The 25,634-nt window shown below is 70.9% G+C and carries 26 protein-coding genes; 16 read left to right on the plus strand and 10 right to left on the minus strand.

The genetic code is table 11. From position 1 onward, the window contains the following. Window positions 1-28 precede the first annotated feature (28 nt). Window positions 29-1,108, plus strand: a complete 1,080-nt coding sequence (gene add, locus R0232_RS05400) for an adenosine deaminase (RefSeq protein ID WP_431511469.1) — start codon at window positions 29-31, stop codon at window positions 1,106-1,108. An 11-nt stretch (window positions 1,109-1,119) separates the two neighbouring features. Further along, window positions 1,120-2,109, plus strand: coding sequence for a Bug family tripartite tricarboxylate transporter substrate binding protein (locus R0232_RS05405; protein ID WP_431511470.1), 990 nt, complete (start codon window positions 1,120-1,122; stop codon window positions 2,107-2,109). Here R0232_RS05405 and R0232_RS05410 read toward each other — a convergent pair. Continuing rightward, on the minus strand, window positions 2,096-3,082 hold the full coding sequence (locus R0232_RS05410) for a LysR family transcriptional regulator (protein ID WP_208512094.1): 987 nt from the start codon (window positions 3,080-3,082) through the stop codon (window positions 2,096-2,098). The genes R0232_RS05405 and R0232_RS05410 overlap by 14 nt on opposite strands. Window positions 3,083-3,234: 152 nt before the next feature. Here R0232_RS05410 and R0232_RS05415 point away from each other — a divergent pair, with 152 nt between their 5' ends. Genes R0232_RS05415 through R0232_RS05425 form a run of 3 tightly spaced genes read left to right on the plus strand, consistent with a single transcriptional unit; the run spans window position 3,235 to window position 5,954 of the window. Further along, complete coding sequence (locus R0232_RS05415; RefSeq protein WP_431511471.1) at window positions 3,235-4,200, plus strand: Bug family tripartite tricarboxylate transporter substrate binding protein; 966 nt, start codon at window positions 3,235-3,237, stop codon at window positions 4,198-4,200. 13 nt (window positions 4,201-4,213) lie between these two features. Beyond that, a complete protein-coding gene (locus R0232_RS05420) occupies window positions 4,214-5,575 on the plus strand; it encodes an acyclic terpene utilization AtuA family protein (protein ID WP_431511472.1) in 1,362 nt (453 codons plus the stop codon). 4 nt (window positions 5,576-5,579) lie between these two features. Further along, complete coding sequence (locus R0232_RS05425; RefSeq protein ID WP_431511473.1) at window positions 5,580-5,954, plus strand: AtuA-related protein; 375 nt, start codon at window positions 5,580-5,582, stop codon at window positions 5,952-5,954. Here R0232_RS05425 and R0232_RS05430 read toward each other — a convergent pair. From R0232_RS05430 to R0232_RS05440, 3 genes are all read right to left on the minus strand, one after another. After that, window positions 5,951-6,259, minus strand: coding sequence for a DUF1272 domain-containing protein (locus tag R0232_RS05430; protein ID WP_431511474.1), 309 nt, complete (start codon window positions 6,257-6,259; stop codon window positions 5,951-5,953). The two genes, R0232_RS05425 and R0232_RS05430, sit on opposite strands and share 4 nt — an antisense overlap. Before the next feature lie 4 nt (window positions 6,260-6,263). After that, complete coding sequence (locus R0232_RS05435; RefSeq protein WP_431511475.1) at window positions 6,264-7,202, minus strand: DMT family transporter; 939 nt, start codon at window positions 7,200-7,202, stop codon at window positions 6,264-6,266. Between the two features lie 63 nt (window positions 7,203-7,265). Continuing rightward, window positions 7,266-8,030, minus strand: coding sequence for a GntR family transcriptional regulator (locus tag R0232_RS05440; protein ID WP_296792596.1), 765 nt, complete (start codon window positions 8,028-8,030; stop codon window positions 7,266-7,268). A 166-nt stretch (window positions 8,031-8,196) separates the two neighbouring features. Between R0232_RS05440 and R0232_RS05445 the strand changes: the two genes are divergently transcribed. From R0232_RS05445 to R0232_RS05475, 7 genes are all read left to right on the plus strand, one after another. Continuing rightward, a complete protein-coding gene (locus R0232_RS05445; protein WP_057593917.1) occupies window positions 8,197-8,409 on the plus strand; it encodes a DUF3311 domain-containing protein in 213 nt (70 codons plus the stop codon). Continuing rightward, window positions 8,406-9,881 carry a sodium:solute symporter family protein gene (locus tag R0232_RS05450; RefSeq protein WP_431511476.1) on the plus strand — a complete coding sequence of 492 codons (1,476 nt, stop codon included), beginning with the start codon at window positions 8,406-8,408 and terminating at the stop codon, window positions 9,879-9,881. Before R0232_RS05445 ends, R0232_RS05450 begins: the two co-directional genes overlap by 4 nt. A 32-nt stretch (window positions 9,882-9,913) precedes the next feature. Further along, entirely contained in the window at window positions 9,914-11,116 is a 1,203-nt protein-coding gene (locus R0232_RS05455; RefSeq protein ID WP_431511477.1) for an amidohydrolase family protein, read from the plus strand. Further along, on the plus strand, window positions 11,113-12,384 hold the full coding sequence (locus R0232_RS05460) for a cyanate transporter (protein WP_431511478.1): 1,272 nt from the start codon (window positions 11,113-11,115) through the stop codon (window positions 12,382-12,384). Before R0232_RS05455 ends, R0232_RS05460 begins: the two co-directional genes overlap by 4 nt. A 5-nt stretch (window positions 12,385-12,389) precedes the next feature. Then, the gene (locus tag R0232_RS05465; protein WP_431511479.1) at window positions 12,390-12,878 is read left to right on the plus strand and encodes a nucleoside deaminase; all 489 of its coding nucleotides are present in this window, start codon (window positions 12,390-12,392) and stop codon (window positions 12,876-12,878) included. A gap of 282 nt (window positions 12,879-13,160) precedes the next feature. Then, window positions 13,161-16,964, plus strand: a complete 3,804-nt coding sequence (locus R0232_RS05470; protein ID WP_431511480.1) for an autotransporter outer membrane beta-barrel domain-containing protein — start codon at window positions 13,161-13,163, stop codon at window positions 16,962-16,964. A gap of 126 nt (window positions 16,965-17,090) precedes the next feature. Further along, window positions 17,091-17,348, plus strand: a complete 258-nt coding sequence (locus R0232_RS05475) for a hypothetical protein (protein ID WP_395352988.1) — start codon at window positions 17,091-17,093, stop codon at window positions 17,346-17,348. Window positions 17,349-17,379: 31 nt separating this feature from the next. On the opposite strand, the gene R0232_RS05480 is transcribed toward R0232_RS05475, so the two are convergent. The 3 genes from R0232_RS05480 to R0232_RS05490 form a co-directional block, all read right to left on the minus strand. After that, window positions 17,380-17,622 carry a tautomerase family protein gene (locus R0232_RS05480; protein ID WP_057593911.1) on the minus strand — a complete coding sequence of 81 codons (243 nt, stop codon included), beginning with the start codon at window positions 17,620-17,622 and terminating at the stop codon, window positions 17,380-17,382. A gap of 11 nt (window positions 17,623-17,633) precedes the next feature. Next, window positions 17,634-18,395, minus strand: a complete 762-nt coding sequence (locus tag R0232_RS05485) for an SDR family NAD(P)-dependent oxidoreductase (RefSeq protein WP_431511481.1) — start codon at window positions 18,393-18,395, stop codon at window positions 17,634-17,636. Between the two features lie 126 nt (window positions 18,396-18,521). Further along, a complete protein-coding gene (locus R0232_RS05490; protein WP_431511482.1) occupies window positions 18,522-19,502 on the minus strand; it encodes a LysR family transcriptional regulator in 981 nt (326 codons plus the stop codon). A gap of 100 nt (window positions 19,503-19,602) precedes the next feature. Here R0232_RS05490 and R0232_RS05495 point away from each other — a divergent pair, with 100 nt between their 5' ends. From R0232_RS05495 to R0232_RS05505, 3 genes are all read left to right on the plus strand, one after another. Further along, window positions 19,603-20,829, plus strand: a complete 1,227-nt coding sequence (locus R0232_RS05495) for a YbfB/YjiJ family MFS transporter (protein ID WP_431511483.1) — start codon at window positions 19,603-19,605, stop codon at window positions 20,827-20,829. Between the two features lie 38 nt (window positions 20,830-20,867). Continuing rightward, window positions 20,868-21,221, plus strand: coding sequence for a hypothetical protein (locus R0232_RS05500; RefSeq protein ID WP_431511484.1), 354 nt, complete (start codon window positions 20,868-20,870; stop codon window positions 21,219-21,221). Window positions 21,222-21,286: 65 nt separating this feature from the next. Then, window positions 21,287-22,288: a phosphotransferase enzyme family protein gene (locus tag R0232_RS05505; RefSeq protein WP_431511485.1), complete on the plus strand. Its 1,002-nt coding sequence runs from the start codon at window positions 21,287-21,289 to the stop codon at window positions 22,286-22,288. Here the strand turns inward: R0232_RS05505 and R0232_RS05510 are convergent. The 3 genes from R0232_RS05510 to R0232_RS05520 all read right to left on the minus strand — a co-directional run bounded on the left by R0232_RS05510 (window position 22,283) and on the right by R0232_RS05520 (window position 24,961). Further along, window positions 22,283-22,687, minus strand: a complete 405-nt coding sequence (locus R0232_RS05510; RefSeq protein WP_431511486.1) for a RidA family protein — start codon at window positions 22,685-22,687, stop codon at window positions 22,283-22,285. The genes R0232_RS05505 and R0232_RS05510 overlap by 6 nt on opposite strands. A gap of 199 nt (window positions 22,688-22,886) precedes the next feature. After that, entirely contained in the window at window positions 22,887-23,795 is a 909-nt protein-coding gene (locus R0232_RS05515; protein ID WP_431511487.1) for an SLAC1 anion channel family protein, read from the minus strand. A 203-nt stretch (window positions 23,796-23,998) separates the two neighbouring features. Beyond that, a complete protein-coding gene (locus tag R0232_RS05520) occupies window positions 23,999-24,961 on the minus strand; it encodes a GlxA family transcriptional regulator (protein ID WP_431511488.1) in 963 nt (320 codons plus the stop codon). Between the two features lie 252 nt (window positions 24,962-25,213). Here R0232_RS05520 and R0232_RS05525 point away from each other — a divergent pair, with 252 nt between their 5' ends. Continuing rightward, entirely contained in the window at window positions 25,214-25,594 is a 381-nt protein-coding gene (locus R0232_RS05525) for a hypothetical protein (RefSeq protein WP_057597225.1), read from the plus strand. Window positions 25,595-25,634: the final 40 nt, after the last annotated feature.

A 25,634-nucleotide genomic window follows, 5' to 3' on the forward strand; every position in this document is an offset into this window, starting at 1 on the left:
GCGGTGGGCGTGGCTATCGTCGCCGTCCATGTCCACCCCTTCCTCCCCCGCGCCGGTCCGTCCGGACCTGCTCGCCCGGCTGCCCAAGACCGACCTGCATTTCCACATGGCCGGCACCCTGCGCCCGGCCACGCTGGTCGCGCTCGCGCGCCAATACGAACTGCCGCTGCCGCGCCCGGTCGACACGCTCTACAGCTACCGCGACTTCTACGACTTCATCGACGTGCTGCGCATCGCGGCGCAGGCGGTGCGCAGCAGCGCCGATTTCGAGCGCGTGGCCTACGAGGCCGTGGAGGACGCCGCGCGCAGCAGCAACGCGCGCCATGTCGAGCTGTCCTTCAACCCGCAGTACTTCATGCCCACGGGCGTGCCGTACCGCGTGCAGGTCGAGGGGCTGGTGGCCGGCCTGCGCGCCGCGCGGCGGGACTTCGGCTGCTCGGGCCTGCTGATCGCCTCCTTCGATCGCGGCCTGCCGCTCGACAGCGCCGAGCGCGCGATGGACGACATCCTCGGCCTGCGCTCCGACCTGGTCGTCGGCGTGGGCCTCGACGGCCCCGAGCGCGCGGGCCCGCCCGCCAGCTTCGCGGCCCTGTTCGAGCGCGCGGGCCGCGCCGGCCTCCAGCGCACCGCCCATGTCTGCGAGGACAACCAGACGCTCGAGGAGGCGCCGCCTTCCAACGTCGACGACTGCATCCACCTGCTGGGCTGCGACCGGCTCGACCATGGCTACAACCTGCTCGCCAGCGACGACGGCCTGCGGCGCGCGCGCGACCGCGGCGTGCATTTCTGCGTCTGCGGCATCACGAGCGTGGTGCGCAACCAGCGGCGGCGGCTCGACAGCGTGAAGCGCATGGTCGACGCGGGCCTGCCGGTCAGCCTCAACACCGACGACCCCGCGATGTTCCACACCGACCTCAGCCACACCTACGCCACCGTGCTCGAGGGCAACGGCTGGGGCTGGGCGCAGGCGCGCGCCTTCAGCCTCGCGGGCGTCGACGCCTGCTGGCTCGACGACGACGCGAAGCGCAACCTGCGCGCCGACTTCGAACGCGAGATCGCCGCGCTCGAGCGCGAGCAGGCTGCTCCCTTGGAAACGAACCGCGACTGAAGGACCCCACGATGCATATCGACACCGCACGCCGCCGCGCACTGCTCGCCGCCCTGGCCTTCGCCGCCTGCGCCACCACGGCCCTCGCCGAGCCCGCATGGCCCGCGCGCCCGATCACCTTGATCGTGCCCTACGGTGCCGGCGGCAACGTCGACGTCATGGCGCGCTGGATCGCGCCCGAGCTCGCCACGCGGCTCGGGCAGCCGGTGGTGATCGAGAACGTGTCGGGCGCCGGCGGCGTCATCGGCACCGAGAAGGCCGTGCGCGCCAGGCCCGATGGCTACACCCTGCTGCTGTCGGTCGAGAGCACCGTCGTGATCGCGAAGATGGTGACGCCCTCCACCGTGCGCTACGACGGCCTCGCCGACCTCGTGCCCGTCACGCTGCTCGGCGCCCAGCCGCTGGCGCTGGTCGGCAAGCCGGCGCTGCAGCCCAAGACCAGCGAGGCGCTGTATGCCGACCTCAAGGCCGCGCCCGGCAAGTACAGCTACGCGAGCTCGGGTGTCGGCACCTCGCTGCACCTGGGCGGCGAGCTGCTCAAGCAGCGCGGCGGCGTCGACATGGTCCATGTGCCGTACCGCACCGGCGTGCAGATCGTGAGCGACCTCAGCGGCAACCAGCTCGACCTCGCCGTGCTGCCGCTGTCGATGGTCATCCAGCAGGCGCGCGCGGGCAAGCTGCGCGTGTACGGCGTGATGGCGGAGAGCGCCTCGGCCGCCATGCCCGAAGCGCCGCCGCTGGCCAGCGTGCCCGCATGGCGCGGCGCCGACGTGTCGGTCTGGCAGGGCATCTTCGCGCCCAAGGGAACGCCACCGCAGATCGTCGCGCAACTGCATGCCGCGCTGGCGCAGGTGCTCGCGAACCCGGGCGTGCGCAGGAATTTCGAGGAGGGCGGCGTCACGCCGCTGGGCGCGGGGCCGAAGGAGTTCGCGGCCTTCCTGCAGGGCGAGGACGCGAAGTTCGGCGCGATCGTCGCGAAGGGGAACATCAAGGCCGAGTAGCGGCGTCGGGAGCGGAGCGCCCCGCCGACCCGCCGAGCGCCGCCAGCCACGCATCCATGTCCCGGTTGCGCGCCTCCAGCGCCTCGGCCATGAAGTCGACGAAGGCCTGGATGCGCGCGCTCAGGTGCTTGCGGTGGTGGTAGGCCGCGAGCACGGGCACCTCCTCGAAGGCCTCGCTCAGGAAGAGCGGAACCAGGCGGCCGCTGTCGATGTCGGCGCGCACGTGGAAGTCGCCGAGGCGCGCGATGCCGGCGCCGCCGCGCGCCATCTCCAGCAGCACGCCGCCGTCACTGGCCGAGACATTGCCGATCGCGAGCTGTTCCTGCGGCATCTCGGGCCCGCCGACCTGCCAGTGGTTCCAGGCCTCGCGGCCCACGAAGTTGAGGCAGTTGTGCCGCAGCAGGTCCTCGGGCCGCCGCGGCGTGCCGTGGCGCGCGAGGTAGGCGGGCGAGGCGCAGACGATCCAGCGCACGGTCGACAGCTGCCGCGCCACCATCGAGGAATCGGGCAGATGGCCCGAGTGGATCAGCACGTCGAGGCCCTGCTGCATCAGGCTGGGCGTGTCGAGGCCGACGAAGAGCTCGACCCGCACCTGCGGATGGCGGGCCAGGAAGTCCGGCAGCAGCCGCGCGAGGTCGTGCCGCGCGAACACGGGCGGCGCATGCACGCGCAGCATTCCCCGCACGTCGTCGTGTTCCTGCATGACGGCGCTCTGCGCGCTCTCGGCCGCTTCGAGCAATGCCAGCGCCTTGCCGTAGAAGATGCGGCCCGCGGGCGTCAGGGTCACGGCGCGCGGCGTGCGGTCGAACAGGCGCACCTTCAGGCGCCCCTCGAGGCGGTCCACCAGCTTGCTGACGGTCGAGGGCGACAGGTGCCAGTCCTTGGCCGCCATCGAGAAGTTGCCGCGCTCCGCCACCCGCACGAACAGCGCCACGTCGCTGAGCCGGTCGATCTGGTTCGGTCGTTTCTCCATCGCGCCATCGTAGGCCCGGCGCCGGGCACGGTGAATATTCTTCACAGCTGAAGTGCCCGACTTTCGCTTGGCGCGCCGAGGGCGGCCCGGTCAGTATCGAGACCGACGGCCGCGGGAATGCAGCGGCCCGAACAACGAAACGGAGACGACAGATGAAGATCCCGCACCGGTGGCTGGCCGCGGCCGCCTGGGCCGCGATGGCGGCCGGCGCCGCGCTCGCGGCGCCTTTTCCCGCCAAGCCGTTGACCATCGTGGTGCCGACGCCGCCCGGCGGTACCACCGACCTGGTGGCGCGCCTGCTGGCCGAGAAACTCGGCGCCTCGTTCGGCCAGCCCGTGGTGGTGGAGAACCGCCCGGGCGGTGCCACCACCATCGGCGCGCAGGCCGTGCTGAACCAGCCGGCCGATGGCTACACGGTGCTGATGGGCACCTTCGCGACCGTCACCAACCCCTACCTCAACAAGTCGATCCGCGTGGCCTACACCGACTTCGATCCGGTCACGCTGGTGGTGAACACGCCGAACGTGCTGGTGGTGGGCGCGGCGTCGCCGTTCAGGTCGCTCAAGGACCTCGTGGCCGCCGAGAAGGCCAGGCCCGGCGGCGTGAGCTTCGCCTCGACCAGCAATGGCGGCTCGCCCCATCTGTCGGGCGCCCTGTTCAACAGCCTCGCGAAGGTGCAGCTGATGCACGTGCCCTACCCGGGCTCGGCCCCGGCGATCACCGACCTGCTCGGCGGCCACGTCGACACCATGTTCGACAACCTGCCGGCCTCGCTGCCCCAGATCCATGCGGGCAAGGTGCGCGCCCTGGCCGTCACCACCAGCCAGCGCGTGCCGGCGCTGCCCGAGGTGCCGACCTTCGCGGAGGCGGGGTTCCCGGGCTACGAGGTCAATGCATGGTTCGGATTGCTCGCGCGCAAGGGCACGCCGCCCGCGGCCATCGAGGCCTGGAACCAGGGCGTGAGGGCCGCGCTCGACATGCAGGACGTGCGGCAGAAGCTGAGCGGCTGGGGCGCCATCCCGGTGGGCAACACGCCCGCGCAGTTCGCCGCCTACCTGAAGGCCGAGGACCAGAAGTGGGCGCGCGTCATCAAGGACGCGGGCATCCGGATCGATTGAGGGAGAAGACGCGATGAGGAACAAGACCAGCGTGCGCATCGGCTGTGGCTCGGGATGGTGGCGCGACCGGATCGAGCCGGCGGTCGTCAGCGCCAAGCTCGGGCAACTCGACTTCCTGTGCTTCGAGACCATGGCCGAGGCGACCGTGTCCTTCGCCCAGGCGCGCAAGCGCGCCGACCCGGGCTTCGCGGGCTACGAGACCCTGCTCGAGGAGCGCATGCGACGCGTGCTTCCGCATTGCCTGGCGCAGGGCACGCGGATCGTCACCAACGGCGGCTGGATCCATCCCGTGGCGGCGGCCGAGGCCACCGCGCGCATCTGCGCCGAGCTCGGCCACCGCAACGTGCGGATCACCGCCGTGGTGGGCGACGACCTGACGCAGCGCATCTTCGAACTCGCCGACACGGTGATGGAGAGCGGCGCCGCGCTCGAGACGCTGCGCCCCAGCCTGATCTCGGCCGAGGCCTATGCGGGCGCCGACGGTATCGTCAAGGCGCTCGACGAGGGCGCGCAGATCGTGATCACCGGGCGGGTCGCCGATCCCTCGCTGTTCCTCGCGCCGATGATCCATGCCTTCGGCTGGTCGCCGCACGACGTCGACCTGATCGCCCAGGGCTCGGCCATCGGGCACCTGCTGGAATGCGGCGCGCAGGTGACCGGCGGCTACTTCAGCGACCCCGGCTTCAAGGACGTGCCCGATCCCTGGAACCTCGGACTGCCGATCGCCGAGGTGTCGGCCAACGGCGATGCCGTGATCACCAAGGTGCAGGGCACCGGCGGGCGCGTCGATGCGCGCACGGTGAAGGAGCAGATGTTCTACGAGGTACACGACCCGTCGCTGTACCTGACGCCCGACGTGGTGGTGAATTTCCTGACCGCGCGCGTCGAGGAGATCGGCGAGGACCGCGTGCGCTTCAGCGGCGCCACCGGCCGCGCGCGGCCGCGCACGCTCAAGGTGTCGATGGGCTGCAAGGAGGGCTTCATCGGCGAGGACTGGTTCTTCTACGCGGGGCCGGGCGCGATGGCGCGCGCCGAGCTGGCCAAGCGCATGCTCGAGGAGCGCTTCCGCATGGTCGGACTGGAGGCGCAGGAGTTGCGCATCGACTACCTGGGCGTCAACGCCGTGCATCGCGAGGCATCGCCGCCCATGGACCACGAGCCCTACGAGGTGGCCGTGCGCGTCTGCGCGCGCACCCGCACGCGCGAGATGGCCGAGAAGATCGGCGGCGAGGTCGACGGCATGGCCGTGTCGGGCATCGCCGCGACCGGCAAGCGCCTGCCGTTCAACGACCGCACGCGCGAGGTCATCGGCGTGTGGTCCACCCTGGTGGATCGCGACGCGATCGACTTCAGGCTCGAAACCATCGAAAGCTGAGACCATGCAGATCCCGCTTCGCTACCTCGCGCACAGCCGTTCCGGGGACAAGGGCAACATCTTCAACGTGGGCGTGTTCGCCTACGAGCCCGCGTTCCATCCGTACCTGGTCGAGCAGTTGACGGCCGAGAAGGTCAAGGCCTTCTACAAGGTGGCCGAGCGCGTCGATCGCCACGTGGCCGACAACATCCACGGCATGAACTTCGTGCTGCACGGCGCCCTGGCCGGCGGCGTCTCGCGCACGCTCGCGCTGGACAACTACGGCAAGGCCATGTCGAGCGTGATCCTGCGCATCGACATCGAGGTGCCGCCGGACATCGAACGGTTGGTGCGGCGGCGGTTTCCGGCCTTGCCTGCCGCGACGGGCCCGTCGCCCTAGCGCTGCGCCGGCGGAATCGCCTGCACCGAGGCGATGAAGTCCGCGAGCGTGTCGCGCTCCCACTTCAGATGCTTGCGCTGCACCGCAGCCGGCTGCTTGCCCAGGAACACCCCGGGCCGCCTTTCGGTCGCCGGCCGGATCGGCCGCGGCGCGAAGCCGCCGCCGCAGTTGGGGCAGACGTCGTGCAGCACGTTCTGCGCGCAGTCGGCGCAGTAGGTGCATTCGTAGCTGCAGATGCGCGCATCGGTCGCGTTCGGCGGCAGGTCCTTGTCGCAGTATTCGCAGTTGGGCCTGAGTTCGAGCATGGGTTCATCTCCGGAGAAAGGGCAGGGGTATGGCGCCGCGCGCGGGCAGCGTCATCGCGATCACGCCGGCCATGATGCACGCAAGCCCGGTCCACGCGGTGGGCGCGAGCCGCTCGCCGAGGAACAGCACGCCGATGGCCACGCCGATCGGCACGCGCAGGTAGGCCTGGGCGGAGGTCGACATCGGGCCGAGGGTGCGGATCAGCCGGAAATAGATCGTGAAGGCCAGCGCGGTCGAGACCACCGCGAGCGCGAGCACGGCGGCCAGCGACGCGGCCGAGGGCGCGAGGGTCCAGGGGCGGTCGATCAGCAGGCTCGCGGGCAGCAGCAGCGCGGCGCCGCTCACGAGCGAGCCCGCGGCCGGCAGCATCGGGTCGAGGCCCTTGAACACGCGGCCGAACATCGCGGCGCAGCCGTAGCAGACCGCGGCCGCGACCAGCGCGAGCTGGGACCACAGCGACCGGCCGAGCCCGCCGAGCGCCTCCACGCCGACGATCAGGCAGATGCCGACCAGCCCGGCCGCCACGCCGAACAGCCGCCGCAGCGTGGGCCGCTCGGCGCCGGCCAGGCCCAGGCTCAGCAGGAAGATGAAGATCGGCGAGGTCGAGTTGAGGATGGTCGCGAGGCCGGCATCGACGCTGCGTTCGGCCCAGGCGATCAAGGTGAAGGGCAGCACGCTGTTGAGGCCGGCCTGCAGCGCGAAGCGGCGCCAGCTGGCCGCGTCGCGCGGCAGCCGCAGGCCGCGCAGCCGCAGCACGGCCAGCAGCAGCAGGCCCGCGACCAGCGTGCGCGCCGCGATCAGCGTGACCGGCGGAAGGGTCGCGACGCCGATCTTGATTAAGGTGTAGGAAGCGCCCCAGCAGGTGGCGAGCAGCACGAGCAGCGCCCATTCGAGGGCGGGGGCCCGGGGTTTGGCTGAAGCGGCGAGGGTGGTGGTCGGCATGGCGCGCCGATCATCGCGAAGGCCGCGCGCGGACACTTCGGCCGCGGCCGAAACGTGCCTGCCTCAGTGGCCGTGCCCGTGGTGCGGGTCGTCCGCGCCGCCGTTGAGCAGCGTCGCGAGGTCGGTCTCCTGCTCGGCCGCCGCGCCCGCGATCACGCGCCGCTCGAGCTCGTCGAGGTGCTCGAGCGCCACGGCCAGCGCCTTGTCGAGCGACTTGCCGGCGGTCAGCGCATCGATGATCTGCTCGTGTTCGCGCGGCGCGCAGCTCGCGGCCTCGGCCGAGTCGTAGAGCGCCTTGTAGAGCTCGGTGTTCGCGATCAGCCGGCCGATGTACGAGAGCAGTTCCTCGCTGCCCGCCATCTGCGCCAGCAGCAGGTGGAAGTCGCCCGCCAGGCGCACCGCGTCTTCGCGCCGCCCTTCCTTGAAGGCCTTCTGCTCGGCCTGCACGTGCTTGCGCAGGGTGGCCACCTGCTCGCGCGCGAGCTGGCCGAACAGCGTGGTCACGAGTCCGGCCTCGACGATGCGGCGCGCGCGGTAGGTGCCGCGCATGTCCTCGATCGAGGGGTTGGGCACGAAGGCGCCGCGGTTGTGCTCGAGCACCAGCCGCTTCTCGGAACCCAGCCGCGCGAGCACCTTGCGCACCGCGCCGCGCGTGCAGCCCAGCGCCTCGGCCAGCGCGCGCTCGCGCAGCGGCGTGCCGGGCCGCAGCTTGCCGCTGAGCAGCGCCTTGGAGACGGCGGCATAGACGCGTTCGTCCACGTTGGCGCCGTCGGCGTCGGTGGGCTCGGGGGAGGGTGCGGGCGCGGAAGGCTTGCGGGTGGCGGGCATAGGCAGGCGGATTTTGCCTGCGTCGCGCCACCCCGGGGAAAGCCCCCGGATTGACGCGGTCCGGCCTACTTCGTACCATTCGCGGAAATTTGGTTAACCAAAATAAAATGATATGGTTGACCAAAATTCCAGGTATCCACAACCACACACGACAACGGAGACACACATGAAATCCGCCAAATGGCTGGCCGCGCTGCCGGTCGCCGCCTTCTTCAGCGGGGGCTGGCTGTCCTCCGTCGCGCCCACCTTCGTGCTCGGCATGCCCTTCCTGATGGTGTGGAACGTGCTCTGGCTGGTGCTGACCTCGCTGATCATGGTGGTCATCGACCGCGCCGAGGGCGACCTCGACGCGCCAGCAACGCAGGGAGATGCGCGATGAACGCCGCGCTCGGCGTGATCGCGCTGTTCGTGGTCGGCGCGCTGGCCCTCGCGGTGCTGGCGCGGCGCGGCCGCACCATGAGCCTGGAGCAATGGGCGCTCGGCGGGCGCGGGCTCGGCGCGATCATGGTGTTCCTGCTGATGGCGGGCGAATCGTTCTCCACCTTCACCTTCCTGGGCGCCAGCGGCTGGTCGTACAGCAAGGGCTCGCCGGCCTTCTACATCCTGGCCTACGGCGGGCTGGCCTACCTCATGGCCTTCTGGATGCTGCCGGCCGTGTGGCGCTACGCCAGCGCGCACAAGCTGGTGTCGTTCTCCGACTTCTTCGCCCACAAGTACGACAGCCGCCCGCTCGGCGTGCTGGTGTCGGTGGTGGCGCTCGGCGGCATGGTCGCGCTGCTGACCATTCAATTGCGCGGGCTCGGCATCATCGTCTCGGAGGCCTCGTACGGCTCGATCGCGCCGCCGGTGGCGATCTGGATCGGCACGCTGGTGATGGTCAGCTACATCCTGTTCTCGGGCATCCACGGCTCGGCCAGCATCGCCATCGTGAAGGACGTGCTCATCCTCGCGCTGGCCGTGTTCCTCGGCCTCTACCTGCCGTGGCACTACTACGGCGGCGTGGCGCCGATGTTCACCGCCATCCACGCGGCCAACCCGGGCTTCTTCGAATTCCCGAAGGAGGGCCTCAACCTCACCTGGTACAACTCGACCATCCTGCTGACGGCGCTGGGCTACTACCTCTACCCGTTCAACCTCACTTCGGTGTATGCCGCGCGCAGCGCGAGCGCGGTGCGCCGCAACACCATCCTGATGCCGCTGTACCAGGTGGTGATCGCCTTCCTGTTCCTGGTCGGCTTCGCGGCCATCCTGCAGGTGCCGGGGCTCAAGGGCTCCGACGTCGACCTGGCCCTGTTCGGCCTCGTCAAGCACACCTTCGACCCCTGGTTCGTCGGCGTGATCGGCGGCACCGGCGTGCTCACGGCGCTGGTGCCGGGCTCGATGATCCTGCTCACGGCCTCCACCGTGATCGGCAAGAACGTCTACAAGGAAGGCTTCGCGCCGCATGCCACCGACCGCCAGGTGTCGCGCGTGGCGCGCGGCGTGCTGCCGCTGTTCGCGCTGGTGGCGGTGTACTTCGTGCTGCGCGGCGGCACCACCATCGTGGCGGTCGCGATCTTCGCCTCCAGCCTGCTCACGCAGCTGCTGCCCTCGCTGCTGTTCAGCCTCATGAAGAAGCCCTTCGGCAACAAGCACGCGGCCTTCGCGGGCATCGTCGCGGGCGGCGCGGTGCTCGGCTTCCTGATGACCACCGGCGCGAACCTCGCTACGCTGTTTCCCGCGGCGCCGCTGGCCTTCAAGTCGCTCAACACCGGGCTGGTGGCGCTCGCGACCAACGCGCTGGTGTTCGTGATCGTGGCGCTGGTCACGCCGGGCCCGGCGCCACGCGCGGCCGCGGCGCAGCCCGCCTGATGCTTCATGCGACAAAGAACAAAGGAATCCCCATGCCATCGCTCCTGATCCGCAACGTTCGCCCGCTGGGTGCCGCGCCGGTCGACGTGCGGGTGCAGGACGGCCGCATCGCCGAGCTCGGCGCCGCGCTCGCCGCGCCCGCCGGTGCCGCCGTCGAGGACGGCCGCGGCGCGCTGCTGCTGCCCGGCCTCGTCGAGGGCCACACCCACCTCGACAAGACGATGTGGGGCCTGGACTGGTACCGCAACGAGGTCGGAGCGAACCTGACCGACAAGATCGAGAACGAGCGCGCCTTCCGCCATGCCAGCGGCCACGACGCGGCCGCGCAGTCGCTGGTGCTGGCCAAGGCCTTCCTCGCGCTCGGCACCACGCGGCTGCGCACGCACGTCGACGTCGACACGCAGGCCGGCCTGCGCCACCTCGAAGGCACGCTGCGCACGCGCGAGACCCTGCGCGATCTGCAGCAGATCCAGGTCGTCGCCTTCCCGCAGTCGGGCCTGCTCGCGCGGCCCGGCACGGCCGAGCTGCTCGACCGGTCGCTGGCCGCGGGCGCCGACGTGCTCGGCGGGCTCGACCCCTGCGCCATCGACGGCGATCCCGTGAAGTCGCTCGACCTGCTGTTCGACATCGCCCACCGGCACCAGCGCCCGATCGACATCCATCTGCACGAGCCCGGCGCCATGGGCGCCTTCTCGCTCGACCTGATCCTGCAGCGCACCGAGGCGCTGGGCATGCGGGGCCAGGTGGCGATCAGCCATGGCTTCTGCCTCGGCGACGTGAGCGAGCGCGAGCGCGATGCCCTGCTCGCGCGCATGGCGAAGCTCGGCGTGGTGCTGATCACCAGCGCGCCGCCCTCGCGCAACGTGCCGCCGCTGCCGGCCTGCCGCCAGGCCGGCGTGACCGTGCTCGGCGGCAACGACGGCATCCGCGACACCTGGTCGCCCTATGGCCGGCCCGACATGCTCGAGCGCGCGATGATCATCGGCCTGCGCTACAACCTGCGCCGCGACGACGAGATCGAGGTCGCGCTCGACACCGTGACGCACGCGGGCGCGCGCGGCTGCGGCTTCGAGGCCTATGGCCTTGGCGTCGGCGACCGTGCCGACCTGGTGCTGGTCGATGCGCAGACCGTGGCGCATGCCGTGGTGGAGCGCCCCGTGCGCCGGCTCGTGGTGGCTGGCGGCCGCATCGTGGCGCGCGACGGCGTGCTGCAGGACGACGTGGCCGCCTTGTGAAGGCGGAGGTCCGCCGCGATGCCGGCACCGCCTTCGCGGCCGTGATCGTGCTGGTGGCGCTGAACCTGCGCGCCTTCCTCACCTCGAGCAGCCCGCTGCTCGGCGCCATCCGCCTCGACACCGGCATCGGCTTCCATGCCGTGGCGCTGCTCACGGTGCTGCCGATGTTCGCGATGGGCGCCACCTCGCTGTGCGGTGCGGCCGTGGGGCAGCGCATCGGCGCGCGCGCCGGTGTCGCGCTGGGCCTCGCGGCCATCGCGCTCGCCTGCGCGAGCCGCTACGGAGCGAACGGCGCCGCGCCGCTGCTCGCCAGCGCGGCGCTCGCGGGCGCTGGTGTCGGGCTGGTGCAGGCGCTGATGCCGGGGGTGGTCAAGCAGGCCTATCCGGCGCGCATCGGCGTGATGACCGGGCTCTATTCGGCCGCGATCATGGGCGGTGGCGGCTTCGGCGCGATCGCCAGCCCCTGGGTCGCGCAGGCGCTCGGCGGCGCGCATCCCGACTGGCATGCGGGCCTCGCGATCTGGGCCCTGCCCGCGGTCTTCGCGCTGCTGTACTGGCTCAACATGCGGCGCATGGAATTCACGGCCGACGTGCCACGCCGCGGCCTCTCGTGGCTGCGCTGCTTCGCGAGCCCGCGCGCCTGGCTGCTGGCGATCTGCTTCGGCCTCGTCAACGGCGGCTACACCAGCCTCGTGGCCTGGTTGCCGCACTTCTATGCCCAGCAGGGCTGGAGCGCGCAGCAGGGCGGTTCGGTGCTCGCGCTGATGACGCTGGCGCAGGTGGTGGGCGCGCTCGCCATGCCCGCCCTCGCGCGCAGCCGCGGGCGCGACCTGCGGCCCTGGCTCGCGCTCACGCTGGCCGCGCAGCTCGCGGGCTTCTGCGCGCTCGCACTGCATGTGCCCGTGCCGGCCCCTGCCATCGCGCTCGTGCTGGGCTTCGGCCTCGGCGGCGCGTTCTCGCTGTGCATGGTGCTCGCGCTCGACCACCTGCCCGACCCCGCGCAGGCCGGCGCGCTCGCGGGCTTCATGCAGGGCCTGGGCTTCATGATCGCGGCGCTCGCGCCCTTCGTCACCGGCTGGGTGCGCGAGCACACGGGCGGCTTCGCGCTCGCCTGGGCCTACCTCGGCGCCGTCGTGCTCGTGCTGCTGCCGCTGCTGCTGCGCTTCGATCCGCGCCGCTATGGTGCCGCCACCGCGGGGCTGTTCGCGCCGCGCGCCATGCCATCCTCTTCCCTCGCGCCCGAGGGCGCAGCCACCCGAAAGGTCTGAACACCATGTACCAGGAACGCTTCATGCAACGCGCGCTCGCCCTGTCCGCGCAGGCGCTGCAAGAACCCGGCACCGAGCCCTTCGGCGCCGTGGTCGTGAAGGACGGCGCCATCGTCGGCGAGGGCTTCAACCACTCGGTCGCGCACCACGACCCCACCTCGCACGGCGAGGTCGAGGCCATCCGCGACGCCTGCCGCAGGCTCGGCAGCGTCGACCTCTCGGGCTGCGAGCTCTACACCTCGTGCGAGCCCTGTGCCATGTGCGTGGCGGCGATGCACATCGCGGGCATCGCGCAGCTCTACTACGCGGCCTCGCTCGCGCAGTCGGGCGAGGCCTTCGAGGGCGTGACCGTCGCCGCGCGCCATCCGATCGACGTGGAGGCGCTGCGCATCGAATCGGGCGCGACGCTCGCGCAGCGCAGGCTGCCGGCAGAGCAGAGGATGGATGGGGAGGCGGTGCGGATCCTGGCGGAGTGGGCCGCGACGCGGCGATAGCACCGCGCCGGCCGACGGCGAAGAAAGTACCAGCCGCCGGACAAGAGCGGCACGGCAGGATGCGCCCGATGCAAACGGCCATGCCGCATCCGCATGGGAACTCCAGGTAAGCCTCGATTCCTGGCACATGTATTGCGCCCGACAGTGAGAGCCGCCAACGCAACACGGTGGCGATTTCCTGCCTCCAGGCAGTTCACTTTTGGGAGATATGTAATGCATAAATGCAAAAACGGTCGACGGGATGCGCACTCCAGTTTTAAAAAGCACAGCATCCATGCCGCCGTGGCGCTCGCGTTCGGCTCGGTCCTGTCCCTGCAGGCCGGCGCGCAGAGCTATCTGAACTACGACGGTTCCAGGAGCAGCGACCTCGGCGCGGCCGCCGCCACCTGGGCCAATGCCGCGGAGTTCAAGTCCGACTGGGGCCTCGGCGCTCTGAACGCGCAGTTCGCCTATGCGCTGGGCTTCAGCGGCGCGGGCGTGAAGACCGGCGCGGTGGACTCCGGCTACCTGCCCACGCACCAGGAGTTCGCGAGCCGCGGCATCACGGGCGTGGTGGTGTCGGGCACCTATGCCAACGACGGCCGGCAGCTCGAGAGCGGCGGCGACACCTGGAAGGCCGGCGATCCCTTCCTGCGCAACCCGGTGCCCGGCAGCTACATCCCCGGCGTGAACGACAACCACGGCAACCACGTCTCGGGCACCATCGCCGCCGCGAAGAACGGCCTGGGCATGATGGGCGTGGCTTTCGCAAGCCAGTACTACATCAGCAATTCCAACGGCACCGACGGTTCGATCTACGGATCGAACATGGACTACAACTACTTCCACGCCGCCTACGGCAACCTGGCCGCGGCCGGCGTGCGCGTCATCAACAGCAGCTGGGGTTCGCCGCCGGGCGCCGACGACTACGGCAGCGTGGCCGGCCTGGTGCAGGCCTATGCGCGCATCAACGGCGCCGGCAAGAAGTCCTGGCTGGAAGCGGCGGCCGACGTGACGCGGCAGTCCGGCGTGATGCAGGTGTTCGCGGCCGGCAATGCCGGCAAGGCCAACGTCAACATCCGCTCCGCGCTGCCCTACTTCCAGCCCGAGCTCGAGAAGAGCTGGGTCACGGCCGCGGCGCTGAACCAGAACCTCACGCTCGCGAGCTTCAGCAACCGCTGCGGCATCGCCAAGTACTGGTGCGTGTCCGCCCCGGGCGTGGACATCAACAGCGCCTCGGTGGCCGGCGACGACAAGTACACCAAGTCCTCGGGCACCTCGATGGCCGCGCCGCACGTCACGGGCGTGGTCGGCGTGCTGATGGAGCGCTATCCCTACCTCGGCAACGAGGAGATCCGAACCATCCTGCTGACCACCTCGAAGCACCTGGGCAGCGGTCCGGCCGACCAGCCCGACACCGACTTCGGCTGGGGCATTCCCGACCTGCAGAAGGGCATGGACGGCCCGGGCCAGTTGCTCGGCACCTTCACGGCGAAGCTGTCGGCCGGCAGCGCCGACACCTGGCGCAACGGCATCTCCGACGCCGCGTGGCGCCAGCGCAAGACCGAGGAGGCGGCCGAGATCGCCGCCTGGGCCGGCGACAAGGCCGCGCTGCAGGCCAGGGTGCAGGCCGTGCCGGAAGCCGGCGCGCCCACGCCCGACCTGATCGCCGGCATGGTCCGCGGCCGCGCGCTGCTGCAGGAGGCGATCAAGTCGAACACGCGCGAGTTCTACACCGCCGCCCGGCTCGATGCCGCGCTCGCGGCCGCGCGCTCCGACCCCTACGGTGCCGTGCTGCTCGGCATGTACGAGGCGGCCCATCCCAACTGGACGGGTCCCTACAGCACCGCGACCGACTACGCCAACTTCATCGCGGGCCGCAGCGACACCGAGCTCGCGACGGCCAGCGTGAGCGCGCAGCGCGACGCGATCCTGGCCGCCAACGCGGCGGCCCGCAGCGAGATCGAGATCCGCGGCGCGCGCATCGCCGCGCTGCAGACCAAGACCGATGCCGACTACGTGGGCCGCCTCGTGAAGGCCGGTGCCGGCACGCTGATCCTCACGGGCGACAACAGCTACACCGGTGGCACGCAGCTGCAGGGCGGCACGCTCGGCGTCGGCAGCTCGACCGCGCTGGGCACCGGCACGCTCGCCATGGCCGATGCCACCACCCTGCAGGCCGCGGCCGACGGGCTGGCGCTGGCCAATGCCATCACGGTGTCCGGCATCGGCAACATCGACACCCAGGCCTTCGGCCTCACCTTGGCGGGCGACATCGCCGACGGGGCAAGCCCGGGCGGCCTCGCCAAGCTCGGCACGGGCACGCTCACGCTGTCGGGCCGCAGCAGCTACTCCGGGCCCACCGGCGTGGTCGAAGGCGGCCTGCGCGCCGGCGCCGCGGGCAGCTTCTCGCCGCGCAGCGCCTTCTACCTGGCGAGCGCGGGCCGGCTCGAGCTGGCCGGCTTCGACCAGACCATCGGCTCGCTCGCGGGCGCGGGCGAGGTGGCGCTCGGCACGGGCACGCTCACCACCGGCGGCGACGGCACGTCGAGCGCCTTCGCGGGGCGCATCGGCGGCAGCGGCGGGCTGGTGAAGACCGGCGCGGGCGCGTTCGAACTCGCGGGTGCCAACAGCTACAGCGGCGACACGGTCGTCGCGGCGGGTGCGCTGCGCGCGGGTGCCGCCAACGCGTTCAGCGCCGCGAGCGCGATGCGCGTGCAGTCCGGCGCGGTGCTGGACCTCGCGGGCCACGGCCAGCGCATCGCGGGCATGACCAACGCGGGCCTCGTGTCGCTGCAGGGGGCCGTGCCCGGCACCACGCTCACCGTGGCCGGTCCGTGGGTGGGCCAGAACGGCGTGCTCGGCCTCGGCACGGCCGGCGCCGACCGGCTGCTGCTCAGCGGTTCCACCGCCATCGCCAGCGGCCTCACCACGGTGCGGATCGCCAGCGTGGCGGGCCTGGGCGCACCGACCCTGGGCAAGGGCGTGACGCTGGTGGGCACCGAAGGCGGTGCCAGCGTGCAGGGCAATGCCTTCGTGCTGGCCGACGAGCATGTCGATGCGGGCGCCTTCCAGTACCGGCTGCACAACGACACCAGCGGCAGCTACCTGAGTTCGTCCACGCCGCTCGGCCTTACGACCTACCGCGTCGAGGCCCCGCTGTTCGCGGCGCTGCCCGCGCAGTTGCGCCAGGGCAACCTCGCGATGCTCGGCAACATGCGCCTGCGTGTCGGCGACGACCTGCGCGCCACGGGCGATGCAGCGCCATCCGGTGGCGATCGGCGCGCCTGGGGCCGCGTGATCTCGGCCGACCTCGACATCCGCCAACGCGGCCCGGTCTCGCCCGAGAGCGAAGGGCGCCTCAACGGTTTCCAGGCCGGCACCGACCTGCTGGCCACGCCGAACTGGCGTGCCGGCCTCTACGTGGGCCAGCTCGAGGGCAATGTCGCGGTGCGCGGTTTCGCGGGCGGCGTCGCCGGCCTGGGCGCGGGCTCCAACGACCTGCGCAGCCAGTACTTCGGCCTCTACGGCACCTACACCGCCGAGAGCGGCTTCTACGCCGATGCCGCGCTGCAGGCCGGGCGTCACCGCTACACGCTGCAGCCGCTGCTGAGCGCCGGCATCGCGGGCAAGGGCCGCAGCCTGCTGGCTTCGCTCGAGATCGGCCAGTCGGTGCCCCTCGGCGAGGGCGGCTGGAAGATCGAGCCACAGCTGCAGCTGATCCACCAGCGCCAGAGCCTCGACGACGCGAACATCGCCGGTGCGCTGGTGCAGCAGCGCCCCGACAGCGGCTGGATCGTGCGCACCGGCGTGCGCGTCAGCGGCACGGTGGCCACCGGCGCGGGCAGCCTGCAGCCCTATGGCCGGCTGAATGTCTACAAGGCCCTCGACGGCAGCGATGTTGCGCGCTACCTCACGCCGAGCGCCGGCGCGGGCATCGCCACGCCCACCGGCGGCACGAGCACCGAGCTCGCGGCCGGCTTCACGCTGGCGCTGAGCCAGACCACCAGCCTCTACGGCGAGCTCGGCAAGCTCTGGGCTTCGGGCGGCGCGGTGCGCACGCAGAGCGGCATCAATGGGTCGCTGGGCGTGCGCATGCGCTGGTAGCACGGGTCGGGAAGGGGCGAGGCTGTAGGGCAGCCCGCCCAGCGATGCGCGGCTGTCGCCGACAGGCCGCGCACGCCGATGGCATCACCATGGGCCATCGACAACCTCTGGAGGACCCTTCCCATGATCAACAAGACCCTGCTCGCCCTCGCCACCTCGCTGACCCTGCTCGCCGCCGGCACCGCCAACGCCCAGATCGGCAAGGCCGCCTCCGAGGCGACCGATGCGGCCCAGCACAAGATCGACGAGAAGCAGGCCGACAGCAAGGCCAAGAAGAGCGGCCCGGTCGGCAAGGCCGTGAACAACGTGAAGTCGGGCTATCACAAGAACCGCTCGAAGGCCTCGGCCGACAAGGCCAAGCAGTCGCTGAAGAACGCGGGCTGATCCGCGTCCCTCGATCCCGCGCGGCGGCGGCTCAGGCCTGACGGGCCTGACCCGCCGCTTCCTTCGCTTGCGCCGCCTCCCGCGCGCGCACGACCGTCGTCGTCTCGCCCGCATAGCCCCAGTCGTCGGTGTCGATCTCGTCGATCACGATGTGGGTCAGGTGCGGGTCCTTGCCGAGCACGCGCTGCAGCGTGTCGGTGATCTCCGCGATCACGGTGGCCTTCTGTGCGCGCGTGACACCGTCGCGCGTGATGCGTACGTTGACGTAGGGCATGGCGTTCTCCTTCAACCGATGTAGTTGCCCGCGCTGCCCGCGCCATCCACCGGCAGCACCGCGCCGCTCGTGAAGCCCGCGTTCACCAGGTAGAGCACCGCATCGGCGATCTCGTCGACCGTGCCCAGGCGGCCGGCCGGCTGCAGGGTCTTGAGGAAGCCGTGCGTCTCGGGCGCATGCATCGGGCTGTCGATGATGCCGGGCGCCACCGCGTTCACGCGCACGCCATGCGGCGCGAGCTCGAGCGCCAGCGCGCGCGTGGCCGCGTTCAGTCCACCCTTGAGCAGCACCGCCATGAAGGCCGGCACGTTGCTGCGCGGCTGCAGTGCCACCGAGGCCGTGATGTTGACGATCGCGCCTGTGCCGCGGCCGATCATGTGGCGCGCCGCGGCCTGCGAGGCGTAGATGGTGCCCTTCACGTTGGTGGCGATCTGCTGCTCGACCTCCTCGGGCGTGAAGTCGACGAAGGGCTTGGCCAGGAAGATGCCCGCGTTGTTGACCAGCGCGTCGACACCGCCGAAGCGCGTGACCGCATGCTCGACCGCCGCGGTCGCGATGCGCGGATCGGCGATGTCGCCGGCCACGCCGGTGAAGCGGTCGCCGGCGCCGAACTGGCGCGCGGCCTCGACCAGCCGCGCGTCGCTGCGCGCATTGCCGACCACGTTCCAGCCTTCGGCCAGCAGGCGGCGCGTGATCGCGAAGCCGATGCCGCTGCTGGCGCCGGTGACGATGGCGGTGCGGGCCTTGCCGCCTTGGGAATCGGGGGTGCTCATGGTGAATGTCCTTCCGGTATTTGCGCCCCGCAAGATGCGGTGGCGCCGTGGAAGGAAGTGTGGAGTCGCTCGATCAAAGAGTGAATGGCCGCGATTCGGCAATCACTCTTCCGCCGTTCGAGCGAATCAGCCGCTGCGACGCTTCGTGCGCCTGGCCTCGGCCTTGGGCTCGCAGGCCTTGCACCAGTCCGCGAAACCCGCGCGCAGCTTGGGCAGCGCGAAGTCGACGAAGGCCCGCACCTTCGGCACCGACAGCCGGCCGTGCGGCACCACCAGGTGCACCGGCAGCGGCGGCGGCTCGTCCTGCGCGAGGATGATGCGCAGCCGCCCGTCGGCCACCTCGTCGGCCACGTGGTACGAGAAGGAGCGCAGCACGCCGCGCCCCTCGGCCGCCGAGGCCACCGCCGCGCGCAGGCTGTTGACCACGAAGCGCGGCGCGAACTGCACCGTGCGCGGCATCGTGCCGGCACCGCTGGCGCCGCCAGCGCCGGCTGCGGGCGGGAAGCTCCACGAGTCGATGCCGAAGTGCGTCATCGCCACCACCTGGTGCTCGGCGAGGTCGGCCGGCACCGCGATGCGCGGATGCTTCGCGAGATAGCGCGGCGAGGCCGTCGTGACGCGGCGCACCTCGCCCACGGGCAGCGCCACCAGCGTCGAGTCGGCCAGGTGCGCGATGCGCAGCGCCACGTCGATGCCCTCGTCGATCAGGTTGGCCGGGCGGTCCAGCAGGTGCAGCCGCACCGACACCGTGGGATGCGCGTTCATGAAGGCGTCGAGGATCGGCCGCAGCAGTGCCTCGCCCACCGCGACCGCGGCCGTCACCGTGAGCCGGCCGCGCGGCGCCGAACGTTCGCCGGCCGCCGCGATGTCGGCTTCCTCGAGGTCGGTGAGGATGCGTCGGCAGGCCACCGCATAGCGCTCGCCCGCATCGCTGAGCCGGATCGAGCGCGTCGTGCGGTGCAGCAGCTCGGCGCCCACATGGGCCTCGAGGAAGGCGATCGCGCGGCTCACGGCGGCCGGCGACTTGCCGAGCTTGCGGCCGGCACCGGCGAGGCTGCCTTCGGCCAGCGCCGCCACGAACACCTTCATGGCGTCGATGCGGTCCATGATTCTTCCTTCTCGCGAAATACTGAATGCCCGAGGATAGGGATTCATTCGCGCACCGGCAATCCGTAGCATCGAATCCATCGATTCGCCGGAGCACATCATGGCCACCCCTCGCAGTGCGGACGCGCGCACTGCCACCGCATCGCACCCGCGCGCCGCCTCCAACTGGCCCGCCATCCTCGCGGGCTTCTGCGCCACGCTCGTGGGTTTGGGCCTCGCGCGCTTCGCCTACACGCCGCTGCTGCCCGCCATCATCGACGCGCACTGGTTCGACGCCTCGGCCGCCACCTACCTCGGCGCCGCCAACCTCGTGGGCTACCTCGCGGGCGCACTGCTCGGCGGCCCGATGTCGGCGCGCTGGCCGGTGCGCGGCGTGCTGCGCGCGATGATGCTCGCCACCGTCGCCTCGCTCGCGGCCTGCGCCTGGCCGCTGGACTTCGCATGGTTCTTCGGCTGGCGCATCGTCTCGGGCATCTCGGGCGGCGCGCTCATGGTGCTGGCCGCGCCCACCGTGCTCGCGCACATCCCGCCGCGCCAGCGCGGCCTCGCGAGCGGCCTGGTGTTCGCGGGCATCGGCCTGGGCATCGCGGCCTCGGGCACGCTGGTGCCGCTGCTGCTGCGCCAGGGGCTGGGCGCGACCTGGCTCGGCCTCGCGCTGCTGGCCCTGCTGCTCACCGCGCTCGCATGGAACGGCTGGCCCGCCGCGGCGCCGGCACCCGTGGCCACCCCGCACGCCGCCGCTGCGCGCAAGCCGGCCACCGGCGCGTTGCGCGCGCTCACCGTCTCCTATTCGCTCAATGCCGTGGGCCTGGTGCCGCACATGATCTTTCTCGTCGACTTCGTCGCGCGCGGTCTCGGGCAAGGCCTCGCGGTCGGCGCGCAGTACTGGGTCGTGTTCGGCCTCGGTGCGCTCGTGGGGCCGGTGCTCAGCGGCTGGCTCGCCGACCGCGTCGGTTTCGCCACCGCGTTGCGCATTGCCTTCGTGCTGCAGGCCGCGGCGCTCGCCTTGCCCGCGTTCGGCCTCATCGGCCATGGCGGGCTGATCGTGTCGAGCGCCGTGGTCGGCGCCTTCACGCCGGGCATCGTGCCGCTGGTGCTGGGCCGCGTGCAGGAGCTGCTCGCGCATCACCCCGCGATGCAGAAGCCCGCGTGGAGCCGCGCCACCACCGGCTTCGCGGTACTGCAGGCCAGTGGCGCCTACGGAATGTCGTGGCTGCTCGCGCACGCGGGCGGCGGGTATGCGCTGCTGTTTGCCGTGGGTGGCGTGGCGATCGTGCTGGCGCTCGTCACCGACATCGTCGCGCGGAGGCTGCACCCCGCCGCCTGAGCTGGTTTCCCGCGGCGCATCGCTCTTACACTGGGACGATGAAGCGAGCCCTGGAAGTCGAGCGCACCCTTCAGCCCGTGGTCGAGCTGAAGGAGCAGGGCGCCGCCTACGGCTACTCGGTGCGCGCGCCGCGCTCCAAGGGCGTGATCCCGCCGAGCTCCTACCGCGACAGCGGTTTCGCCACGCTGCCCGACTGCCTGCGCGACGTGGCCAAGGCACTGGGCGGCGACTTCAAGCGCATCTACATCCGGCTCGAAGGGCATTGCGTGGGCGAGCGCGACATCGTCGAACTGCGCGATGCGCCCGATGCGGTGGCCGAGGCCTTGAAGGCGGCCTGCCTCGAGGCCGATGCGGCGTTGAAGCCCGTGGGCGATGCCGGCGGCCAGGGCTGACGGCCTTCAGCTTCCCCGCAGGTTCGTCGCCGCATAATCGCGCCCCTTTCTTTTTCGGGGGCTCCATGCAGATCGATATCGCGCAATCGACACCGACCGCCGCCAGCATCGCGAGGTCCGTGCAGTCCTTCTACGACCTGGGCCAAGTCGTCGCGAGCGAATTCCTGGTCGGACGCTTCAACCAGAGCTACCGCCTGGACTTCGCCGATGGCCGGCGCGTGGTGGCGCGGCTGAGTCCCGAGCGCTTTCGTGGCGGGCCCAATATCGCCTTCGAGGCGGCCGCGCTCGCGCACTGGGCCGATGCCGGTTGCGCCGTCGCGCGCTGCCTGTCCGCGGCCAATGGCGAGGCGGCGATCCGGGTGCAACTCCCCGAAGGACCGCGCGCGCTGATGCTCTTCGAGCACCTCGAAGGCGAAGCCACCGGCGACAGCGTCGAGCACATCGCGCTGCTCGCGCACGGGCTGGCCGCCTTGCATGCCGCGGGCGAAAGCTATGACGGTCCGCCCAGCGCCTACACCCTCGATCTCGATCACCTGTTGCACCGTCCGCTCGAAGCCCTGCTGCGCGGATCGACCATGACGGCCGAGCTGCGCCCGCAGTACGAGGAGATAGGCCGTCGCCTCGCCGACGACATCCTGGCCTTCGGCGAACTCTCGCGCGTGCTGTGCCATGGCGACACGCACGGCTACAACAACTTCATCGCGGCCGATGCGAAGGGGCAGCGCCGGGCGCTGTTCTTCGACTTCGACGAAGCGGGCCCCGGCTACCTGGCCTACGAACTCGCGGTGTATCCGTGGAGCCTGTATCCGCGCATGCCCGATGGCGTGATGAGCGAGAAGGCCAGGTCCCAATGGCTGGCCTTCATCGGCGCCTATCGCGAAGTGCGGCCGGTCGCCGATGTCGACCTCGCCGCGCTCCCGCGTTTCATGGCGGTGCGGCAGCTCTGGCTGCTGGGCGAATACGCGGCGCGCATTCCCGACTGGGGATCGCAGTCGATACCGACCGACTACCTGCACAAGCAGACCGCCATGCTGCGCGCATGGCAAACGCTCGAGCTGCCGCTATGACCGGCCGTCGCGCGCCACCGCGACGCACTTGATCTCCACCAGCAGCCCCGCGTGCGCGAGCGAGTGCACGCCGATGCAGGTCCAGGCGCACTGGCCGCGCGGAAAGGTGCGGTCCTTCACCGCGCGGAACACCGGCATGTGCGTCGCCATGTCGACGTGGTAGGTGGTCATCTCGACCACGTCCTCGAAGCTGCAGCCGGCTTCGGCCAGCACCGTGCGCAGGTTGTCCCAGGCCGCGACGAACTGCGCCTCGGGGTCGGCGATGACCTCGAGCTCGGGCGTGCGGCCGACCTGGCCCGCGCAGTAGACCGTGGCGCCGACCTTGACGGCGGGCGCGTAGCCCGCGCGTTCGGCCAGGCGCTGCATCGAGGCGGGGATGATGAGTTGTCGTTCCGTCATGACAAAGGGATTTGGGGTTCCGGAGAGTGCTCGTCGACCGGATCGGGCGCGGCCTCGACACGGTCCAGGCAGCTGCAGTTTCCGACCTCGTCCCAGCCCGACAGAAGCGTGGGCCTCGTCGCGTCGGCAGGGGCGGTGGGTGCGATGGGTGGCGAGTATGGAGCGTCGTTCATGGTCTTGTGGTGCGAGAGGTTGTTGTTCACTTGGGCGCGAGCAGCCTGCCGCTCGCGAGAAGCTGCAGGGTGCGAACCGCGAGCACCGCGATCAGCACGCTCAGGAAGGCCAGCAGCGCGAGCGCCAACATGGTCAGCGGCAGGAAGTCGGCGTGGTGCGCGTAGCGCAGCGCGGCATTGGCGAGCGCGGCGATCGGAAAGCTCAGTGCCCACCAGCCGGCCGCGAACGGAATGCCTCGCCGGAACACCTTGAACAGCAGCGTGAAGAAGACGAAGAGCCCGAAGTAGAAGAGCAGCGCCGCGAAGGTGTCGACGCGCTGGAAGAAGCTGGTGTAGGCCAGGAAGCCCACCTCGAAGGGCGCGACCAGGATCATCAGCGAGGGCACCATCTCGTTGGCCAGCTTCTCGTGGTGATGGATCAGCCGCGACACGATCATGGTGAAGAACACCAGCGCGACCATCGTTCCCACGGCCATCGCGAACAGGTTGAGCTCGCGCGCCCAGGCCATGGGCATGGTGCCGCCGGCCACCGTGATGTCGAGCGTGGCCACGCCCGGGATCAGCCAGGCCGGCACCGAATGGCCCGCGTCGACCTTGCCGCGCAGCATGCGGCTCACGATGGTGAAGGACAGCGCGACGGTCAGCGCGGCGCCGATGCTCCAGAGCAGTTGCGAGGCCCGCGCGCTGACCGGCGCCACGACCGAGGAGATCAGCAGCGTGGCGATGGTGATCGTGCCGAAGAAGTTGCCCGCGATCGGGTGCATGAACTCGGCACGCACCGCCTGCGGATGCAGCACGGCCTTGGCCGCGTAGGCCAGGCACAGCAGCACGAACACCGCGACCGCGATGGCGCCGATCGACGCGTGGATGCGCGGGCTCGCGCCGAACTGCTCGCTGGCCTGGTGCCAGGCGCCGGCCAGTCCCGAGATGCCCATGACCGAGGCGAAGAGGTTGACCGGCAGGTGGCGAAGGGAGGTCTGTCGCGGAGGGGCTGCCGGACTCAGCGTGTGCGTGGTGATGATTTTTTCGCTCCTGAGAACCCCCGCGCGAAAGCGGCGGGGGCGAAGCAAAAGTCTAGGAGTCGGCGCTGCCCGACGGTGGGCCACGATGGCGCGGTTTGCGCCATTGATGGCCCGTTTCAGGCCACGTTGTTGAAGCGCTCGCGGTAGTCGCGCGGTGTCGTGTCGAGCCGCTTCGCGAACACCACGCGCATGTGGTTCGCGCTGCGAAAGCCGCAGCGGAAGGCCACCGTCTTGAGCGGCAGGTCGGTCTCCTCGAGCAGCTTGCGCGAGAAGTCGATGCGCACCTGCTCGACGAAGGCCGAGGGCGTCATCGCGGCGTCCTTCGCGAAGCTGCGCGAGAAGGTGCGGCGGCTCACGCCCACCGCGTCGGCGAGCTGCTCGATGCTCAGCGGCTCGCTCAGATGCTCGGTGACATGGCGCAGCACCTTCGCCACGATGGTCTCTTCCTTCGGGCCCACCGCCAGGTAGGGGCTGTACTGCGACTGCCCGCCGTCGCGGCGGATGTAGACGATCAGCCGCTTGGCGATGCGCAGCGCGAGTTCGTGGCCCCAGTCCTCGGTCACCAGCGCGAGGCAGAGGTCCACGCCGGCCGTCACGCCGGCCGAGGTGAACAGCTTGCCGTCGCGCACGAAGATCTTGTCGGGCCGCACGCGCGCCCGCGGAAAGCGCGCGATGAGCCGGTCCACGTCGTGCCAGTGCGCCGTGACCTCCTTGCCGTTGAGCAGGCCCGCATGGCCGAGCGGAAAGGCCCCGTTGCACACCGAGCCGTAGCGCCGCGAGCCCGCGGCCATGGCGTTGAGCCAGGCGAGAAAGGGCGCGGGATAGGCGTGCAGCTCGGGCAGGTTCGGCCCGCCGGCCACCAGCAGCAGGTCGGGCTGCTCGTGGTGGTCGAGGTAGCCCGTGCCCACGTGCAGCTGCATGCCGTTGGCGCAGCGCACGCCGCCGGCCTGCAGGCCCACGAGCGTGATCTCGTACTGCTGGTGCGCGCTCAGGAAGCGGTTGGCCTCGCTGAAGACGTCCATGGGCGCCGCGACGTCGAGGGCCTGGACCCCTTCGAGGACGACGATGACCAGCTTCATGGGGCGCGCTTTCGGGGCCGATGGGCGGGCGATTGTAGAACGCCCTGTCTACCTGGACGGCCGCACGGCTGCGATGCCCCCGTCGTGAAATTTACTGTGAGCGTTCGCCCCCACGGATACACAGGCATACGCAATCGCGTTCGCGAGGGGCGTGCCGCTAAAACAATCACTTCCGTCAGCAGCAACAACCCTCTCCTTCAGCCACTGACGACTGTCCGTCTCCTTCTTCTTCAACCTTCCAGAAAGTCCATCATGAAGTCTTCCGTCCTCCTCTCCGTCGCCGTTCTCGCTTCCGTGTTCTCGCTCGGCGCCAGCGCCGAGCAATACCAGGGCGTGCTGCAGTTCCAGTCGACCGCGAGCCGCGCCGATGTGCGTGCCCAGGCCGTGGTCGCCGCCCACAGCGAAGACCCGTACAGCGAAGCCGCCCAGGCCGGCGTGCCGCCGGTGTTCCAGAGCCAGGTCGCCCGTTCGGACGCCCGCTCGCAGGCCGTGGCCGCAGCGCGTGCCGGCAACCTCTATGGCGACGTGAGCGGCGATGGCGTGGCCCGCGTCGTGGCCGGCAATGTCGACCGCCAGGCCGTGCGTGCCGAGGCGCGTGCGACGGCGGCGCGTGGCGTCAGCGAAGGTTCTTGATGGTGCGGCGACGGGATGGTGGCTGGCGAACGGGCCACTT

It is taken from the genome of Variovorax sp. DAIF25 (assembly GCF_050711835.1).
Taxonomy (GTDB): domain Bacteria; phylum Pseudomonadota; class Gammaproteobacteria; order Burkholderiales; family Burkholderiaceae_C; genus Variovorax.

Excerpts from the sequence above, each read along its gene's own strand:
- R0232_RS05495 (WP_431511483.1), top strand. The coding sequence starts at position 19,603 with ATGGCCACCCCTCGCAGTGCGGACGCGCGCACTGCCACCGCATCGCAC.
- R0232_RS05455 (WP_431511477.1), top strand. The coding sequence starts at position 9,914 with ATGCCATCGCTCCTGATCCGCAACGTTCGCCCGCTGGGTGCCGCGCCG.
- R0232_RS05440 (WP_296792596.1), bottom strand. The coding sequence starts at position 8,030 with ATGCCCGCCACCCGCAAGCCTTCCGCGCCCGCACCCTCCCCCGAGCCC.
- R0232_RS05415 (WP_431511471.1), top strand. The coding sequence starts at position 3,235 with ATGAAGATCCCGCACCGGTGGCTGGCCGCGGCCGCCTGGGCCGCGATG.
- R0232_RS05485 (WP_431511481.1), bottom strand. The coding sequence starts at position 18,395 with ATGAGCACCCCCGATTCCCAAGGCGGCAAGGCCCGCACCGCCATCGTC.
- R0232_RS05505 (WP_431511485.1), top strand. The coding sequence starts at position 21,287 with ATGCAGATCGATATCGCGCAATCGACACCGACCGCCGCCAGCATCGCG.
- R0232_RS05435 (WP_431511475.1), bottom strand. The coding sequence starts at position 7,202 with ATGCCGACCACCACCCTCGCCGCTTCAGCCAAACCCCGGGCCCCCGCC.
- R0232_RS05520 (WP_431511488.1), bottom strand. The coding sequence starts at position 24,961 with ATGAAGCTGGTCATCGTCGTCCTCGAAGGGGTCCAGGCCCTCGACGTC.
- R0232_RS05515 (WP_431511487.1), bottom strand. The coding sequence starts at position 23,795 with ATGGGCATCTCGGGACTGGCCGGCGCCTGGCACCAGGCCAGCGAGCAG.
- R0232_RS05410 (WP_208512094.1), bottom strand. The coding sequence starts at position 3,082 with ATGGAGAAACGACCGAACCAGATCGACCGGCTCAGCGACGTGGCGCTG.
- R0232_RS05525 (WP_057597225.1), top strand. The coding sequence starts at position 25,214 with ATGAAGTCTTCCGTCCTCCTCTCCGTCGCCGTTCTCGCTTCCGTGTTC.
- R0232_RS05465 (WP_431511479.1), top strand. The coding sequence starts at position 12,390 with ATGTACCAGGAACGCTTCATGCAACGCGCGCTCGCCCTGTCCGCGCAG.
- R0232_RS05450 (WP_431511476.1), top strand. The coding sequence starts at position 8,406 with ATGAACGCCGCGCTCGGCGTGATCGCGCTGTTCGTGGTCGGCGCGCTG.
- R0232_RS05480 (WP_057593911.1), bottom strand. The coding sequence starts at position 17,622 with ATGCCCTACGTCAACGTACGCATCACGCGCGACGGTGTCACGCGCGCA.
- R0232_RS05420 (WP_431511472.1), top strand. The coding sequence starts at position 4,214 with ATGAGGAACAAGACCAGCGTGCGCATCGGCTGTGGCTCGGGATGGTGG.
- R0232_RS05425 (WP_431511473.1), top strand. The coding sequence starts at position 5,580 with ATGCAGATCCCGCTTCGCTACCTCGCGCACAGCCGTTCCGGGGACAAG.
- R0232_RS05405 (WP_431511470.1), top strand. The coding sequence starts at position 1,120 with ATGCATATCGACACCGCACGCCGCCGCGCACTGCTCGCCGCCCTGGCC.
- R0232_RS05490 (WP_431511482.1), bottom strand. The coding sequence starts at position 19,502 with ATGGACCGCATCGACGCCATGAAGGTGTTCGTGGCGGCGCTGGCCGAA.
- R0232_RS05510 (WP_431511486.1), bottom strand. The coding sequence starts at position 22,687 with ATGACGGAACGACAACTCATCATCCCCGCCTCGATGCAGCGCCTGGCC.
- R0232_RS05500 (WP_431511484.1), top strand. The coding sequence starts at position 20,868 with ATGAAGCGAGCCCTGGAAGTCGAGCGCACCCTTCAGCCCGTGGTCGAG.
- R0232_RS05445 (WP_057593917.1), top strand. The coding sequence starts at position 8,197 with ATGAAATCCGCCAAATGGCTGGCCGCGCTGCCGGTCGCCGCCTTCTTC.
- add (WP_431511469.1), top strand. The coding sequence starts at position 29 with ATGTCCACCCCTTCCTCCCCCGCGCCGGTCCGTCCGGACCTGCTCGCC.
- R0232_RS05430 (WP_431511474.1), bottom strand. The coding sequence starts at position 6,259 with ATGCTCGAACTCAGGCCCAACTGCGAATACTGCGACAAGGACCTGCCG.